The sequence below is a fragment of the Nocardioides asiaticus genome (assembly GCF_040049175.1).
In the GTDB taxonomy this organism is placed as follows: domain Bacteria; phylum Actinomycetota; class Actinomycetes; order Propionibacteriales; family Nocardioidaceae; genus Nocardioides; species Nocardioides cheoyonin.
This window is the reverse complement of the sequence record NZ_JBDZDM010000001.1, coordinates 44722-60745: the sequence shown is the minus strand read 5'-3', so window position 1 is coordinate 60745 and position 16024 is coordinate 44722. Positions and strand designations below refer to the sequence as shown.

At 67.6% G+C, this 16024-nt stretch carries 15 protein-coding genes; 14 read left to right on the top strand and 1 reads right to left on the bottom strand.

The window, feature by feature from the left end; all coding sequences use genetic code 11:
* Positions 1–22 precede the first annotated feature (22 nt).
* Positions 23–766, bottom strand: a complete 744-nt coding sequence (locus ABLE53_RS00260; RefSeq protein WP_348856511.1) for a TetR/AcrR family transcriptional regulator — start codon at positions 764–766, stop codon at positions 23–25.
* A gap of 128 nt (positions 767–894) precedes the next feature.
* Between ABLE53_RS00260 and ABLE53_RS00255 the strand changes: the two genes are divergently transcribed.
* The 14 genes from ABLE53_RS00255 to ABLE53_RS00190 all read left to right on the top strand — a co-directional run bounded on the left by ABLE53_RS00255 (position 895) and on the right by ABLE53_RS00190 (position 16024).
* Positions 895–1884, top strand: coding sequence for an alpha/beta fold hydrolase (locus ABLE53_RS00255; protein ID WP_348856510.1), 990 nt, complete (start codon positions 895–897; stop codon positions 1882–1884).
* Positions 1885–1971: 87 nt separating this feature from the next.
* On the top strand, positions 1972–3024 hold the full coding sequence (locus tag ABLE53_RS00250; RefSeq protein ID WP_348856508.1) for an aromatic ring-hydroxylating oxygenase subunit alpha: 1053 nt from the start codon (positions 1972–1974) through the stop codon (positions 3022–3024).
* Positions 3025–3181: 157 nt separating this feature from the next.
* Positions 3182–4240 (top strand): ABC transporter substrate-binding protein, encoded by a 1059-nt coding sequence (locus ABLE53_RS00245; protein WP_348856507.1) that lies wholly within the window; start codon positions 3182–3184, stop codon positions 4238–4240.
* A gap of 52 nt (positions 4241–4292) precedes the next feature.
* A complete protein-coding gene (locus ABLE53_RS00240; protein ID WP_348856506.1) occupies positions 4293–5144 on the top strand; it encodes an ABC transporter permease in 852 nt (283 codons plus the stop codon).
* A complete protein-coding gene (locus ABLE53_RS00235) occupies positions 5141–5920 on the top strand; it encodes an ABC transporter ATP-binding protein (RefSeq protein WP_348856505.1) in 780 nt (259 codons plus the stop codon). Before ABLE53_RS00240 ends, ABLE53_RS00235 begins: the two co-directional genes overlap by 4 nt.
* A 100-nt stretch (positions 5921–6020) precedes the next feature.
* The gene (locus ABLE53_RS00230) at positions 6021–7289 is read left to right on the top strand and encodes an aromatic ring-hydroxylating oxygenase subunit alpha (protein WP_348856504.1); all 1269 of its coding nucleotides are present in this window, start codon (positions 6021–6023) and stop codon (positions 7287–7289) included.
* Positions 7282–8589: an NADH-ubiquinone oxidoreductase-F iron-sulfur binding region domain-containing protein gene (locus ABLE53_RS00225; protein WP_348856503.1), complete on the top strand. Its 1308-nt coding sequence runs from the start codon at positions 7282–7284 to the stop codon at positions 8587–8589. Before ABLE53_RS00230 ends, ABLE53_RS00225 begins: the two co-directional genes overlap by 8 nt.
* The gene (locus ABLE53_RS00220) at positions 8586–8801 is read left to right on the top strand and encodes a ferredoxin (RefSeq protein WP_348856502.1); all 216 of its coding nucleotides are present in this window, start codon (positions 8586–8588) and stop codon (positions 8799–8801) included. The genes ABLE53_RS00225 and ABLE53_RS00220 overlap by 4 nt, the downstream gene beginning before the upstream one ends.
* A gap of 20 nt (positions 8802–8821) precedes the next feature.
* The gene (locus tag ABLE53_RS00215) at positions 8822–9745 is read left to right on the top strand and encodes an LLM class F420-dependent oxidoreductase (RefSeq protein ID WP_348856501.1); all 924 of its coding nucleotides are present in this window, start codon (positions 8822–8824) and stop codon (positions 9743–9745) included.
* A gap of 45 nt (positions 9746–9790) precedes the next feature.
* Entirely contained in the window at positions 9791–10687 is an 897-nt protein-coding gene (locus tag ABLE53_RS00210) for a TIGR03619 family F420-dependent LLM class oxidoreductase (protein ID WP_348856500.1), read from the top strand.
* A gap of 124 nt (positions 10688–10811) precedes the next feature.
* Entirely contained in the window at positions 10812–12092 is a 1281-nt protein-coding gene (locus ABLE53_RS00205; RefSeq protein WP_348856499.1) for an aromatic ring-hydroxylating oxygenase subunit alpha, read from the top strand.
* 41 nt (positions 12093–12133) lie between these two features.
* Positions 12134–13543, top strand: coding sequence for an NADH-ubiquinone oxidoreductase-F iron-sulfur binding region domain-containing protein (locus ABLE53_RS00200; RefSeq protein ID WP_348856498.1), 1410 nt, complete (start codon positions 12134–12136; stop codon positions 13541–13543).
* Positions 13540–13752 (top strand): ferredoxin, encoded by a 213-nt coding sequence (locus ABLE53_RS00195; RefSeq protein ID WP_348856497.1) that lies wholly within the window; start codon positions 13540–13542, stop codon positions 13750–13752. Before ABLE53_RS00200 ends, ABLE53_RS00195 begins: the two co-directional genes overlap by 4 nt.
* Before the next feature lie 1246 nt (positions 13753–14998).
* Positions 14999–16024, top strand: coding sequence for a dihydrodipicolinate synthase family protein (locus tag ABLE53_RS00190; RefSeq protein ID WP_348856496.1), 1026 nt, complete (start codon positions 14999–15001; stop codon positions 16022–16024).

Here is a 16024-nt window from a genome sequence, read left to right as displayed (position 1 = left end):
GGGAGGCGCCAGTGCACCACGGTCACGACGCCTGGGCTCCTTCGACGTCCAGAAGGATCTCCATCGCCTCAATCCGCACGTCCGCGACGCGGTGACGGTCACGCAGCAGCGCCGACAGCGTCGTCGTCGCGCTCTGGTGCGCGGCCGTCACCGCATCGTCGAGGTCAGGCACCGGCGCCGGAAGACCGAGGGCACCCCCAGGTCCGACACGGTGTCGATGGAACTTCTGCAGGCCCTCGTTGAGGCTCAGCGCGACCGCCGCAGCAAGGGAAGGATCACCGGGATGGAAGTCGCCTGTCTGCATCCCGTCCTCGATGAGGTCGACGATGCCGTCGTACAGGGCGCGGTAGTCGGTCCAGAACTCGTCGAATTCATCGGGCCTCGCGTACGCCACGCTCTCGACCTCCCGATAGTCGAGCGGGCCGAGCACGCAGATCTGCCTGGTGTCCTCGTACAGCAACCGGTACAAGCGCGCCGAGACGCTCGCCTCGGACTTCTCCACACCGACCACCACGCTGGCCGAGTACCGGTTGATCGAGGCGGTGGCGTGCAGGAGCTCTTCCTTGTTGCGGAACCAGTAGTACACCGACGGCTGGCGCAGGCCGGCGGCCTCCGCGATGCCCTTCATCGTGGTCGCCGCGTAGCCCTGTTCGGCGAACAGCCGGGTCGCGACCCGGATGATCTCGTCACGTGGACTCTCCGAGCGAGATCCGTCTGCGCGGCGTCGGCCGCCGGACCCGCCCGCGGTGCCCTTACGCGAAGCCACGGTGCCTCCCTGATGCGGCTCATGAAGTCGAAGCGGACCTCAATCTATACGTGCTCGGTACGGATCGCGGGGACGAGGCTCGCGGACACGAGGTCGGCCGCCGCGGTGCCGCCGGTCGAAAGGCCGCGATGACGGGTCACAGGCTCCACCTGTCCGGCGTTCCAATCGGCGCCGCGCAGACCCCGGCGGACATCGACCTCGCCTATGCGACACACGGCGAGCTCGCCCCCGACGGACGCAACTGCGTCGTCCTGCCGACCTACTACACCGGCACCCACGACAGCTACCTGCCCTGGATCGGGCCGGGCCAAGTCTTCGACACGGAGCGGTGGTACGTCGTCGTCCCGGACATGATCGGCAACGGACTCTCGACCATCCGGCACCCCGGCACCGGAGAGCCGTGGGACCCGCGGACCGACCCCGTCGTGCGGGTCCGCGACAACGTGTCCGTCCAGCGGTCGCTGCTGGAGCGACTCGGCATACGGCACGTCGCGCTGGTCGCAGGCTGGTCCATGGGCGGGCTGCATGCGTACCAATGGGGGGTCTCGTATCCGGAGCTCGTCGATGCGATCCTGCCCGTCTGCGCCAGCTCCCGGTGCTGGCCCATGAACGAGATGTTCCTCGCGGGCCTCGCGCCGTATCTGGAACACGCCCTCGATCACCCCGAGGCGAGCGACTTCGCGCTTGCCGGCTTCGGGCGTGCGTACGCCGGATGGGCCTACTCGGCCGCCTACTTCCGCGACGAGCTGTGGAGGGGCGACGGGTACTCTTCGCTCGGGCACCTCCGCGAGTCGTGGGCGACGGACCACCTGACCTGGGACCCGGCCGACCTGCTGATGATGCTGCGCACCTGGGAGTACGCCGACCCCGCCGGTCCGAACGGCTCATGGAGCCAGGCGCTGGGGACGATCGCCGCCCGGGCGATCCTGATGCCGTCGACCTCCGACATGTACTTCACCGTCGCGGAGAACGAGCGCGAGGCCGCGCAGCTGCGGTCGTGCGAACTGCGTCCGATCGTGTCGGACCACGGCCACATCGCCGGCAGGCCCGGACACCTCCCGGACGTCACCGAGCAGATCGCCAGGGCGGTGAGGGACCTCCTGTCGGGCCGTTCATGACGACTTAACAAGCGAGTGATGCGAAAGCAACGCCCGGGGGAGGACGCTTTCTATGTCGTATTGAAATGCGTCCGGCCGGGAGTCGCCATGACCATTGCTGAGACCAGGACCATCACCGCGCCGAGCGTCGCCGACGACATCGTCGCCCAGATCGCCCGACAGGCCGGGGCAAGCCTCGACGAGGCCACGACGCTGCCGCCGGCGGCGTACGTCGACCCGGGGTACTACGAGCTCGAGGTGGAGCGTGTGTTCCACCGCGACTGGCTCGTGGTCGCACGCCTCGAGCAGGTCCCCGACGCGGGCGACTCCCTCGCGGTCGAGCTGCCGGGCGAACCTGTCGTCGTGGTCCGGGGCGAGGACGGCGACGTGCACGTCTCCACCGTCGGCGGGCGAGGAGTGAGGGCCGAGCTGTGGCAGGGCTTCGTCTTCGTCAACCTCGACGAGAGATCGACGCGGCCGCTCGGCATGGACGCCCTGACCGAGGTCGTCGGGAACTTCGACTTCACCAACTACCGCATCGTGCGGAGCCTTCAGTGGGGCGGCGGAGAGATCGACGCCGACTGGAAGGCGGCGCTGGAGAACTTCCTTGAGTACTACCACCACATCGGTGCCCACCGGCATACGCTCGAGGCCTCCCGTCCGGGTCTCGGTACGGTCATGGCCGACGGGAGCGCCGGAAACGCGGTCTACCACGCCTACTGTCCGGCGTCTGCGGAATCGGCCGTCGACGAGGTCGACGGATACCTGATCGCCGCGACCACTGCTCCCGTCCCGCCCGAGCTCACGCCGTACGAGCGCAGCGGTGGCGGCATCCTGGTGCGCTTCCCGTTGTTCCTGGCGACGCGCGGGCAGAGCTACAACTTCTGGCTCCAGCTCATCCCCACCGGTCCGGGGACCCATCGGCTCACCCTGCACGCGCTCGCTCCGCTGTCCACCATCGACCAGCTCACCGAGGAGCACCACGATGCGGCGATGGCCAAGTTCGACGAGATCCAGGCCGAGGACGCGGCCGTCAACGGCAGGGTGCAGCGCCTCATGCACTCGCAGTACGCCGGCGGCGGGATCTTCCACGAGCAGGAGTTCCCGCTGCTGCTCCTCCAGCGCTACCTGGCGGAGATGCTGACCGTCGACCAGGCGTAATCGGAGGCTCCCGCCGGTCTCCAACGCCTTGATTAACGAAGGCTTAGCAATCGGGTGATACCGGCGACACCGACGGCCGGGACGATTTCTAAACCATATTGAAACGGTGTGCACCGTCGCCACCCGACACCTGTGAGTCCTTGACCTTGGAGGCGAAATGGCCACGAACGTTCCCGGTGCCGGCAGCACACCGCCCACCAACCGCAGCGGCCCCGTTCGCCGAGCCGCGAGACCGGGACTGCGGCGCTCGCTGCTGGCACTGGGCGCGGTGCTCACCGTCGGGCTCGCGGCCTGCGGCACGGGTGCGAGCAGCGCCGGCTCGGATGGAGACACGATCACGATGGGGACCGTGCCGTGGCTGGGCTATGCACCCTGGGCCATCGCCGACGAGAAGGGCTGCTTCGACAAGGCCGGTATCGACGTCAAGCTCGTGAACTTCAACACCGACATGGAGTCGGCCTTCATCGCCGGCAAGATCGACGTGGAGAACACCGCCACCCACATGGTGCCGAACGTGCTCAAGGGCGGCATGAAGGCCAAGGCGGTACTCCTCGAAGACGCCTCCCTGGACGCCGATGCCATTCTCGGCGGACCTGACGTCACCTCGATCGCCGACCTCAAGGGCAAGAAGGTCGCCTACGAGAAGGGGAGCACCAGCGACCTTCTCCTGCAGTGGAAGCTGCAGCAGGAGGGCATGAGCATCGACGACATCGACCCCGTACCGATGACCGCGCAGGCGTCCATGACCGCGCTGGCCGCCGGCAAGGTCGACGCCGCGGTCTCCTACGAGCCGTACATCGCCGACACGAAGGCCTCGGGAGCGGAGTTCCACACGCTCGGCACTGCCGGCGAAGACGAAGGTCTCATCAGCGACGTCCTCGTGGTTCCCCAGACGATGATCGACGACCACCCCGATCAGGTCCAGGGCCTGGTCGACGCCTGGGGCTGCGCGATGGACTACGAGAAGGCCCACCCCGACGAGAGCATGCAGATCATGGCGGATGCCCTCGGGTCCAAGGTCGAGGACATCGAGCCGACCTACAAGGGCGTCCGACTCTACGACGCCTCCGAGCAGAGCCTGCTCGGCGGACAGTTCAGCAGCAAGGTCCTGCCCAGCGTGGTGAAGGCCAGCATGGAGGCCGGCCTGATGGACAAGGACTACACCGCGGGCGAGCTGATCGACCCGCAGTTCGCCAACACCGTCGCCGAGAAGTAGCTCCCGCCTTCTCGCCCGAGGTCCCGCCACACCTTCTTCCAGAGGACACGACATGGCGATTCAAGAGACTGCGCTTCCCGAGGTTGCGGGGCAAGCGCTCCCACCGACGAAGAAGCGGTACCGCTCACCCGCGGGCCGTCCACTGACCCGCAGCAGGTTCCGCCTGCTGGCGGTGTGCTCCTTCGTGGCGATCCTGGCCGCCTGGGCCATCGTGACCATGGGAGGAATGGTCAAGCCGATCATCCTTCCCTCGCCGATGGCGGTCCTGCAGAGCCTGGGGGATCAGATCCAGAACGGAGAGCTCTGGGCCGACGCGAAGGTGAGCACCTACCGGGTGATGGTCGGTTTCCTCCTCTCCGTCGTCGTGGCGATCCCGGTCGGTGTCCTGGCCGGCGCCTCGAGCTGGGTGGAGGCGCTCGTCGAGCCGGTCGTCGACTTCATCCGCTACTTGCCGATCGTCGCCTTCGTGCCGCTGACCATCATCTGGGTCGGCACCAACGACGCGCAGAAGTTCCTGATCATCTGGCTCGGCACCGTGTTCCAGCAGATCCTGATGATCGCCGCCAGCACCAGGACCGTCCCGGTCGACTTCGTCAATCTCGGCGCGACACTCGGCCTGGGTCGGGTCGCCATCCTGTTCAAGATCGTGCTACCGAGCGTGATGCCGCGCATCTGGGACACGCTGCGCATCACCCTGGGCTGGGCGTGGACCTGGCTGATGATCGCCGAGCTCGTCGCGGCGACCACCGGGATGGGCTACCGCATCACGCAGGCCCAGCGCTTCCTCGCCACCGATCTCATCATCGGCTACGTCATCGTCCTCGGGATCATCGGGCTGGTCTTCGACCAGATCATGCGCGCGGTCGGTCACAAGCTCTTCGCCTACGAGAGGATCAGCCGATGACGCAGGTACTCCAGACCGTCAGCCCCGTCAACAAGCTGGAGATCTCCGACCTGACGATGCGCTTCGGCGACGTGACGGCACTGCGCGACGTCACCTTGGAGTTCAAGGACAAGGAGTTTGTCTCCGTCGTCGGGACCTCGGGCTGCGGGAAGTCGACGCTGCTCAACATCATCGCGGGACTCCAGGAGCCGACCGAGGGCTCGGTCGTCGTCGACGGTGAGGAGGTACGACGTGCCGGCCGTGACCGCGGCGTCGTGTTCCAGCGGGCCACGCTACTGCCGTGGAAGACCGCCGCGCAGAACATCGAGTTCGCGCTCGAGCCCGGCGGATACTCCAAAGCCGAACGACGCGAGCTGGCGCGGAAATACCTCGCGGACGTGGGTCTAGAGGGCTTCGAGGACAAGTTCCCGGGGCAGCTCTCAGGCGGCATGCAGCAGCGGGTGGCACTGGCCCGCTCGCTCTCCTATCAACCGAAGCTGCTGCTCATGGACGAGCCGTTCGGTGCGCTCGATGCTCTGACCCGCCACACGATGCAGCAGCTGCTGATGGACATCTGGGAGGAGCACAAGCTCACGGTCATGCTCATCACCCACGACATCGAGGAGGCTGTCTTCGCCTCCGACCGCGTCGTCGTGATGAGCCACCGGCCAGGCACGATCCGGAAGGAAGTGCCTATCGACCTTCCGCGTCCTCGCAACAAGCAGTCGTTCGCGATGCCCGAGTTCCGTCGCTACTACGACGAGATCCTCGCCGAGATCAACGTCGGCGCCCTCTGAGAGCGACGGCCGCCACACGCCACCTTCGACTCCATCCCGACCGACGACCGGCTTCCGGAGAGCAGGCCGTCGGCTCCCTTCCACCACACCGGAGGACCCGATGACCATCCAAGAAGCGCGGCGCCCCGACACCCGCCCGCGGACGAAGGCGCAGCCCTCGGCCACTGCTCTCGCGATCGCACAGCAGATCCGCCGCCAGGCGAAGGCGAGGAGCCTCGACGAAGCCACCACACTGCCCGCCGGCGCCTACACCGACCCCGGGTTCTACGAGCTCGAGGTCGAGCGGATCTTCCGCCGCGACTGGATCCCGGTGGCCCGGCTCGAGCAGGTGCCGACCCCGGGCGACTTCCTCACCCTGGATCTGCCCGGGGAGCCCATCGTCGTCGTGCGCGGCCAGGACGACCAGGTGCGGGTCTTCTCGCGGGTATGCCGCCATCGGTTCGCCGACATCCTCTCCGACGTGTACGGCAACGTGCCCGTGTCAGGATGCGTGAAGTACTTCGAATGCCCCTACCACCTGTGGAGCTACGACCTCGATGGCGCCCTCATCCGGGCCGTCGACTTCGAGCGACGCCAGATGAACGGCAAGTTCGACCCAAGCAGGTTCGGCCTGCACGAGATCCGCACCGAGATCTGGCAGGGCTACGTCTTCATCAACTTCGACGAGAACACAACCCGGCCACTCGACATGGACGCCCTGGCCCGGGTCACCGGCAACATGGACGGGAGCAAGTACCGGATCGTACGCAGCATGGTGTGGGCGGACGGCGCGGAGATCGACTCCGGCTGGAAGGCCATGCTCGAGAACTACCTCGAGTTCTACCACCACATCGGAGCCCACCAGGCCACGCTCGAGAAGGGCACCCCCGGCCTGAACACGACCGTCGCCGACGGCAGCGACGGCAACAACGTCTACTGGGCCACCGGCCACCACTCCGCCGAGACCGCGGCCGAGGAGATCGACGGCTACCTCATCCCGGCCTCGAAGCTGCCCCACCTGCCCGAGGCCACGCCGTACGAGCGCAGCATCGCCCTCATCCTGGCGCGGTTCCCGCTCTTCGCCACCATGCCCGGTGCGACCTTCACGACCTGGCTCCAGATCCTCCCCACCGGTCCGGGGACGCATCGCCTCATCGCCCACCTCATGGCCCCCGAGATCCTCCTGGACCAGCTCACCGAGAAGGACTTCGACGAGTACCTCGCCTTCTTCGCCTCCTTCAACACCGAGGACGTCGCGGTGAACGGCCGCGTCCAGAAGGACATGCACTCCAAGTACGCCAAGGAAGGGGTCCTGCACGAGCAGGAGCTCCCGCTGCTGATCTTCCAGCGCTACCTCGCCGAGATGCTGGAGGAGCCGGCCGATGCCTGACCACGGCAGCAGCACCAGGGTACTGCGCTGGCCCGACCTGGTCGGCGGCGTCCTCACCGTCACGCCCGAGAGCCCCGAGGATCTCGAGGCCTACCTCACGGCGGGCGGCTACCGGCTGCCCGACGAGCAACCCACCCCGGCGCTTCTACGCCAACACCTGGAGGCGATCCCTGCCGTCACGGCCCTGCGCGGCCGCGGCGGGGCCGGCTTCCCGCTCTGGACCAAGATGGAGACCGTCCTCGACGAGGCAGCGGCGTCCGGACAGACGCCGGTCGTCGTCGCCAACGGCGCCGAGGGCGAGCCGCTCAGCGTCAAGGACCGTTACCTCATGCGGTACCGGCCGCACCTGATCCTCAACGGCGCCGCCCTAGCCGCACGAGCGCTGGGCGCGAAGACCATCCACGTCTACGCCCACGACCAGGAGAGCCTGGACGCGCTCAAGACGGCAGCCGACGACCTGGTTGCCATGGGCGTCCCGGTCCCGAAGGTCCAGATCCACGCCGCCCAGGACACCTTCGTCGCCGGGGAGGCGACTGCGGCCGTACGCGCGATCAACACCAAGGTGGCTCGGCCGCTGGACCACCCGCCGCGCATGGCCAAGAGCGGGGTCGGTGGCGCGCCCACCCTGGTCTCCAACGTGGAGACGCTCGCTCGCCTCGCACGCGCCACGATGCCGGACGCGGCCGAGGAGCAGAGTCCACTGCTCGTGACGCTCTCGGGCGACGGCGTCTCGCCGACGCTGATCGAGGTCCCGTACGGGCTCCCGGTGTTGACCCTGCTCGCGAGCCCTGAGGTCGACGCCGCCGGTGCGGGCAGCGTCCTCGCCGGCGGATTCTTCGGGGGAGTGGTGCCGATCTCGTACGACCTCGGACTGTCCCTGGAATCGCGCGCCGAGCATGGGGGAGCGCTCGGGTGTGCGAGTCTCTACCTCATCGGGGAGGGTACGGATCCGATCACCGTCGCGAGTGCCGTCGCCGACTACTTTGACGGGAACAACGCGCGACAGTGCCGCAGCTGCGTGCTCTCGACCGAGGACACAGCGCTGGCCCTGCGAGGCATCGGTGCGACTCCGGACGTACTCCTGTCCAGGCTGACGCGGTGGAGCGCCCAGATCGTCGGCCGAGGGGCGTGCGCCGTGCCCGACGGCGTCGCGCTCCTGCTGCGATCGCTCCTGCGGCACTACCCCGAGCAGCTCAAGGCGCACCTGGCCGCGCCCCCACCAACCCGACTGGACTGGGCAGGCCTGACCGTCGAGGTCCCGAGCGCCCGCGTCCTCACCACCACCGGAGGTGTCCTATGACCATCCGGGTCGATCCGACCAAGTGCCGAGGCTACGGGCTCTGCGAGGTGCTCGCGCCCGGTCATCTCGAGGCCGACGACTGGGGGCTGGCGCAGTCACGTGGGCTGCCAGTCGACCAGCAGGACGTCGCCTCGGTGCAAGCGGCGATCGACGTCTGCCCGTTCGACGCCATCCGTTGGCTCGAAGAGCCGCCGACAGAGCGGTCCTTCTGATGGCCGCGAGGAGCTGAGCCGTGGACGTACGCATCTTCACCGAGCCCCAGCAGGGCGCCACCTACGACGACCTGATCGCGGTCGCGCTCGAAGCCGAGAACCTCGGCTTCAGCGCGTTCTTCCGCTCCGATCACTACCTGAAGATGGGCTCGGTCAGCGGCCTGCCCGGACCGACCGACGCCTGGACGACACTCGCCGGCCTCGCCCGCGACACCACCACGATTCGGCTGGGCACGCTGATGACCAGCGCGACGTTCAGGTATCCCGGCGTGCTCGCGATCCAGGTCGCAGGGGTCGACCAGATGAGCGGAGGTCGAGTGGAGCTCGGCCTGGGCGCGGGATGGTTCGCCGAGGAGCACGCGGCCTACGGCATCCCCTTCCCGACGTCGGTCGGCGAGCGGTTCGATCGGTTCGAGGAGCAGCTCGAGATCATCACCGGGATGTGGTCGGACACCACCGGCTCGTACTCCTTCGCCGGCAGGCACTACCAGATCGAGGACAGCCCGGCGCTGCCAAAGCCGACCCAGCGCAAGCTCCCGCTGCTCATCGGAGGCTCCGGCAGACGTCGCACGCCCGCGCTCGCGGTGAAGTACGCCGACGAGTTCAACACCGTCTTCGTCAGCCTGGAGGATGCAACGAGGCAGTACGCCACGGTCCGGGAGTTTGCCGAGAAGGCCGAACGCGAGGAGCCGGTGGTCCTCTCCATCGGCCTCGTCCTCTGCCTCGGCGCCAGTGAGGCGGAGACCGACTGGCGGGCGGCCGCCATCGGTCGCAACAAGGCGGAGCTCCGCGAGCACGGACTCGCCGGTACGCCCACCGAGGTGATCGAGAAGATCGAGGCGTACGAGGCCGCCGGCGCGAGTCGTCTCTACCTCCAGGTGCTCGACCTCTCCGATCTCGACCAGCTGCGCCTGTTCGCCTCGGAGGTCATGCCGCAGCTGTAGGCGGCCACCCAGACGTCAACCAGACCGCGACCAAGGGGAGTCCACGTGGACGTGTGGCAGGCGATCGGCTTCACCGAGACCAGCGAGCTCGTCGCACTCGCCCAGGAGGCCGAGCTCTGCGGGTACGCCGGTGTGGCCCTGCCGGACCATCTCGTGACGCCGGGAGCGATCGAGTCGCCCTATCCGTACACCCGTGACGGCCGGATCTGGTGGGATCCGCGCACGCATATGCCCGATCCTCTGGTGATGGCGGGCGTGATCGCGTCGCACACGACGACGCTGCGGCTCCTGACCGCGGTCTACGTGCTGCCGCTGCACGAGCTCTTCGGCGTGGCCAAGGCGGTATCGACCGTTGCCTACCTCGCCGAGGACAGGCTGGTGCTCGGAGCCGGCGTCGGCTGGATGGCCGAGGAGTTCGCCCTGACCGGTCAGCCGTTCGCCAACCGTGGACGCCGTACCGACGAGATGCTCGAGATCCTCTCGGGACTCATGCGGGGCGGTCCCCTGAGCCACGACGGCGAGTTCTATCGGTTCGACGCCCTCTCGCTCGCCCCGGTGCCGGAACGTCCGGTGCCCGTCTACGTCGGCGGGAACAGCGATGCGGCCCTGCGCCGTGCCGCCCGCCACGACGGCTGGCTCGGTGCCGGTCACGACCCGGCCGAGCTTCCCGCCGTGGTGGACCGCCTCCTGCGCTACCGCCGTGCCGAGGGGCTTGGGGAGGAGGACTTCGACGTGGTCACCTACCTCACCGAGGTGCCACAGGACCTGGATGTGCTCCGTCGCCTCGCAGACGCCGGTGTCACCGGCATCGTGACGCCGTGGTTCGACTGGGACCAGGCGCACGCGCCGCTCACCCAGAAGCTGGACGCGATCCGGCGGTTCGCCGACGACTACGCCCGGCCGCTGCGGGAGATCGGCTCCACCGCGCCCTCGCTGCGGTAACAGTCAATTAACGCCGCCACGGCTGGCGGTGTAACAGCGGCCCGACATCGTTTCTATAACGTATTGAACCTGCCGTCGGGCTCCGTCCCCGACCATCCGCTCAGCCTCGTGAAGGGAGCGAACGATGACCGACATCCTGCCCGAGAGCGACACGCGCGTGGCGCCTTCGCGCCGCACGACCGCCTCGTCTGCGCGAGCGGACTGGGTTCCGGTGGGCGACTTGGTGGAACGGATCCGCGAGCAGGCCGCCCTGCCGCTCGAGTACGCCACCACCCTGCCGGCCCAGACGTACGTCGATCCGAAGTTCTACGAGCTCGAGGTCGAGAAGATCCTGACGAGGGACTGGCACGCCGTCGCCCGTGTGGAGCAGGTCCCGAACGTCGGCGACTTCGTCAACGTCGACCTCGTCGGCGAGCCGCTGGTGATCGTCCGCGGCGACGACGACAAGATCCGGGTGCTGTCGCGCCTGTGCCGGCACCGGTACGCCGACGTGACCGCGGACAAGCTCGGCAACCTGCCCGCCTGCGGCAACCTCGCCCGGTTCGAGTGCCCGTACCACATGTGGACCTACCGGTTGGACGGCGAGCTGATCAACGCCGTCGACATGCAGCGCCGCACCGACTTCGACCAGGCCGACTATCCGCTGTTCGAGATCCGCAGCGAGATCTGGCAGGGGTTCATCTTCGTGAACCTCGACGACAAGACCGAGATCCCTCTCGACATGGACTCCATCGCGGAGTACTGCGGGCAGTACGACATGTCCGAGTGGGAGGTCGTCGTCACCTCCGACTGGGGCGTCCTCGAGGCCGGCTGGAAGATCGTGGTCGAGAACTTCCTGGAGTTCTACCACCATGTCGGCGCCCACCTCGCCACGCTCGAGCACATGATCCCCGGGCTGAACGCGATCGTGGGCGACGGCTCCGGCAGCCCACGTTGCTACACCGGCCGCGTGCCGCTGAGCTCTGAAGGGGCCGTCGCAGAGGTCGACGGACACCTCCAAGGACCCACATTGGTGCCGCCGCCCCCGCACTTCGACGCCTTCCACCGCGGCGCGTACATCATCTACACGCGATTCCCCACCATGATGGTGGCGCCGTGTCCCGACCTGACGGTCTGGCTCCAGCTGCTCCCGCTCAGTGCCACGTCGCACCGACTGCTGGTGCACACGCTCATGCACAAGAGCAACATCCCCGAGGGAGGCGTGACCGAGGAGCTGAAGGCAAAGGCCCAAGGCTTCTTCGATCCGGTGCAGGCCGAGGACTGCGCGATCAACAACAGGATCCAGGCGAACATGAGTTCCGGACGCGTCGGTGGCGGACTGTTCCACGACCAGGAGTTCCCCCTGCTGCACATGCAGCGCTATCTCGCGATGATGCTCGCCGACGTCAAGAGCTCCGCACAATGACGGAGTCGGCCACGATCGCCCCAACTATCCGCCTCGGCAGCGTGGATACGACCCGGGTCCAGGCGTGGCCCGGCATCGTTGGCGGCGTCCTCGCCGACGACCCTGATCGGTTCGAGGACTTTGAGACCTACCGCGGCCGTGGTGGGTACGACGCTCTAAGCTCGCCCGACCTGATCTGCCAGAGACTGTCAGCGAACCCGTCGGTCCATGCCCTGCACGGACGCGGCGGCGCCTCGTACCCCTACTGGCGGAAGGTCGTGGCTGCCCGCGCCGCGGGCATCGAACAGCGCCTCGCCCCCGTTGTCGCGGCGAACGGCGCCGAGGGGGAGCCGCTGAGCGTCAAGGATCGCTACCTGATGCGGCATCGTCCGCACCTGGTCCTCGATGGTCTCGCGCTCTCGGCCGCCGCCGTTGGTGCCGAGCACGCGTACGTCTACGTCGCCGACGAGCTGTCCCGCCGCGCGATGGAGAAGGCGATCTACGAGGCCAGTGGTCTGCTTGGCTGCAACGTGAAGATCGCGATCGCCCAGGACACCTACGTAGCCGGCGAGTCGAGCGCACTGGTCCGCTCCGTGCAGACCGGGACGGCACGCCCGGTCGACGGCCCGCCACGACCGCACCACGTCGGGATCGGCAGCGTGCCTACGGTCGTCTCGAACGTGGAGACCCTCGCCCGTGTCGCCAGGTCCCTCCAGCCGGCACCGGCTGCGGATGACGAGGTCTTCCTTGTCACGATCTCCGGTCCGGCGGCGGAGAGCGCCGTCGTGGAGGTGCCTCAGGGGTTGTCCGTCGCCGAGCTGCTGCGCAGCGTCGGGCATCTTGCGGCGCCGCCCGAGAAAGCAGCGTCGACCGCGGTGCTCGCCGGAGGCTTCTTCGGAGGTGTCCTTCCGGTAGCTACGGATCTCGTCGTCTCCTGGGACTCCTTCGCTCAGCACGGAGGTGGCCTTGGCTGTGCCTCGCTGTACGTGATCCCCGACGTCGACGATGTGATGCCGGTTGCGGCGCAGGTGGCCACGTACTACGCCCACAACACGGCTGGCCAGTGCCGCACATGCCTCAACGCCACCCGCGACGTCGCCCACCACCTCACCAACGAGGCGCCCCCGACCGGGCACATCAAGAGCCTGGGCGGTGATGCGATGGAGGAGATCACCCGCTGGGGCACCCAACTCGTCGGACGAGGAGCCTGCGCAGTTCCCGACGGCGTCGCGCTCCTGCTCTCTTCCCTGCTGCTGCACTATCCGGACCAGCTCGCGGCCCACGTCGAGCTGATGGCGGCAACCCGGCGTACGAGCGCCCTGCTGCCGGTCAGACAAGCGGAGTGGAAGTCACACACCAAGGCGATGGCCGAGGCGATTCCCCCGGTGCCGGTCCCCGTTGCGGCCGGCGCCGACGGACTGCCCTCCGCGGATCCTGTCCAGGAGTTCGAGACGATGGAGGTGCCGAGTTGAAGGTCCGCGTCGACCCTGCCCAATGCCGCGGTTACGGCATCTGCCACGAGCTCGCTGAACGCCACTTCAACCCCGACGACTGGGGGCTCGTCCAGTCGACCGGCGAGGAGGTCGAGTCACACGAAGTAGCTGCAGTCCAGAACGCGATCGCATCGTGTCCGTACGGCGCGATTCGCTGGGTCCGCCCCAACGAGCTCGTCACCCACTGATCCGGCGAATCGCCGCTCGCCGGCCCTGCACATTGTGAGGCGACGAAGGTGGTCGATCGTCCATGAGCAGCCGGGTGCATCGATTTGGGGGCCGTCTTCGCCTCCGACCTGGAGCGGTGCCTGATGCATGCGATGAGCCGGGTGGCGGTTGCCGGTGGCATTCGGCCTTCCGCCTGGCGACGCGACCGATGGATCCTGCCTCCGCCAGGTGCTCGACGAGCCGGTCCTGCGTGAGCGCGGGCGTCGTCAAGCGATTGCAGCATGCTACCGGATCAGGCAGGCCCAGCGGAAAAAGGACGACGTCGTGCACGTCGGCGTTGCCGCAATCGTGCCGGAAGTGATCGCCGCCGCCGAACTACTGGACACGCACGGAATCTGGGCCGGTGTCGTCTGCTTGACGAGCCGGGACCTAGTCTTCCGCTCCCTCCTGTCCCTCCAACAGCGCGACACGTGGGACGAGGGTGGGGGGGTGGCGCTATCGTCCACGAGCACATGCCACGGCACTTCTCCGCCCCGGTCGTCACCGTGCGCGACGGCCACCCGCAAACTTTTCCTTTCTGAGTGGTGCTCGTCGTGACCGCAGCCGCTGCCTCCGCGTGACCGAGTTCGGACAGTCCAGCAGTGTGGAAGAGGCCTACGAGATCCACGGGATCGACACCGCCTCGATCGTCGACGCCGCGTTGACCCTGACCAGCCGCTGACGCGGGCGGCGGCCTGGCCCGGCTGGGGCAATCCTGGTTGGCTTGCGGGAGAGGGGCTGCTGCAGAGCGGAGGACTTGGCCGCCCCGCTTCAGCAGCCAAATCTGATTGCTCGGCTCACGGACTTTAGCCGAGTCCGTCGCCTGTGCGGCCCACGATCGCGCGCGACGCCATTGGCCTTCTCATCGACTGCGCCCAGCGCTGCGAGTGCGCTCCCAGATCCTGAGGCACTTCGCCATCTCGGCGATCGATTGCGGACGCATGGGCATGGCGGTAGGTCCGATCCGCCGTCAGGCCTCTCTGGGCTGCCCTTGTTGGCTGCGGTTTGGAGTCTCCGCTCGAGCGTGACCCGGGCGGCCCAAGGACTATCAACGGCCGCCTCGATGCGCCGGGAGCCATGTCTGCGGATGCCCGCCGCGAGAAGAGGTAGAGGGATGTGATCTGCCACACCTATGGTCAGGATGGCCATGACCTGTTATCGTGTTAACAGAACGAGTGTTCCGCAATAGCGAACATCAATGGAAGATTCAGGCGGTGAAATTGCGACATGGCTGACTACAGCAGGGGCGACGCCAGAGACTGGGCACGGGAGAACATGAAGGGCATCTGTGGCTGCCTGCTTCCCACGCTCTCCACCTCGCTGCGAGCTGTGAACGAGGCGGCGGTTCGGCACGATGTCCGCCTTTCGGCGGGCTTCGGATATTGGGGCACCCTGCTGGTCCCGGAGTGCGGCACGACGGACGACGAGATGCGGGAGGTCATGGACATCGCCGTCGACGAAGCCGAGAAGAGCGGCATCCGCACCATGCTCCTGGCTTCGTTCCCGACGCTTGAGGTGACGAAGGAGATGATCGGGTACGCCGAGTCGGTCGGCGTGGACATGGTTATGACGTCGTACCCCGCAACCTTCCGGCCGCGCTCCGAGCGCGACGTTTACGACTTCACGCGGGAGCTGTGCGGGGCCAGCGACCTCGGGGTGATGCTGTTCGCTATCCACCACTGGGATTTCGAGCGCCTGCACCCGAGCGGCTTCTCGTCCCAACTTATCGAGGACCTCGTCAACGACTGCGAGACGGTTGTCGCGATCAAGAACGAGGTCGGCCGTCCGGGCGTCGGAGGCCAGGCCGAGGTCTTCGCGCGCTTCAACGACCGAGTCGTGGTCAGTGACCCATTCGAGGAGAACGCGCCGGCCTGGACCTCTACCTACGGCATGGAGTTCATGGGGACCGCCAACTATGAGTACTTCGGGCGCGAGCTCGTGGACTACTTCGACCTGCTGCAGGACGGCGACCTGGACGGGGCGATGAAGCTGTACTGGAAGCTTCAGCCCGCCCGCCTCGCCTCGAAGAACCTGACGGTTCAGACCATGGCGGGCACCAACCTTGTGCACCGCCTGATGTGGAAGTACAAGGGCTGGCTCAACGGCTTCAACGGCGGGCCGACCCGCGGCCCTCAGGCTCGGCTCCTCCAGTCGCAGATGAACACGCTCCGTGGGGCCCTGGTGCAGTCCGGCATCGCTCCCGCGCCGGGTGAGGACGACGACTTCTTCATCGGCCGCAACCCGATGGAGTAG

Bases quoted from the DNA above. Each gene is read 5' to 3' on its own strand.
- ABLE53_RS00220 (WP_348856502.1), top strand. From the start codon at position 8,586: ATGACCATCCGGGTCGATCCGACCAAGTGCCGAGGCTACGGGCTCTGC.
- ABLE53_RS00225 (WP_348856503.1), top strand. From the start codon at position 7,282: ATGCCTGACCACGGCAGCAGCACCAGGGTACTGCGCTGGCCCGACCTG.
- ABLE53_RS00240 (WP_348856506.1), top strand. From the start codon at position 4,293: ATGGCGATTCAAGAGACTGCGCTTCCCGAGGTTGCGGGGCAAGCGCTC.
- ABLE53_RS00235 (WP_348856505.1), top strand. From the start codon at position 5,141: ATGACGCAGGTACTCCAGACCGTCAGCCCCGTCAACAAGCTGGAGATC.
- ABLE53_RS00230 (WP_348856504.1), top strand. From the start codon at position 6,021: ATGACCATCCAAGAAGCGCGGCGCCCCGACACCCGCCCGCGGACGAAG.
- ABLE53_RS00190 (WP_348856496.1), top strand. From the start codon at position 14,999: ATGGCTGACTACAGCAGGGGCGACGCCAGAGACTGGGCACGGGAGAAC.
- ABLE53_RS00205 (WP_348856499.1), top strand. From the start codon at position 10,812: ATGACCGACATCCTGCCCGAGAGCGACACGCGCGTGGCGCCTTCGCGC.
- ABLE53_RS00255 (WP_348856510.1), top strand. From the start codon at position 895: ATGACGGGTCACAGGCTCCACCTGTCCGGCGTTCCAATCGGCGCCGCG.
- ABLE53_RS00250 (WP_348856508.1), top strand. From the start codon at position 1,972: ATGACCATTGCTGAGACCAGGACCATCACCGCGCCGAGCGTCGCCGAC.
- ABLE53_RS00245 (WP_348856507.1), top strand. From the start codon at position 3,182: ATGGCCACGAACGTTCCCGGTGCCGGCAGCACACCGCCCACCAACCGC.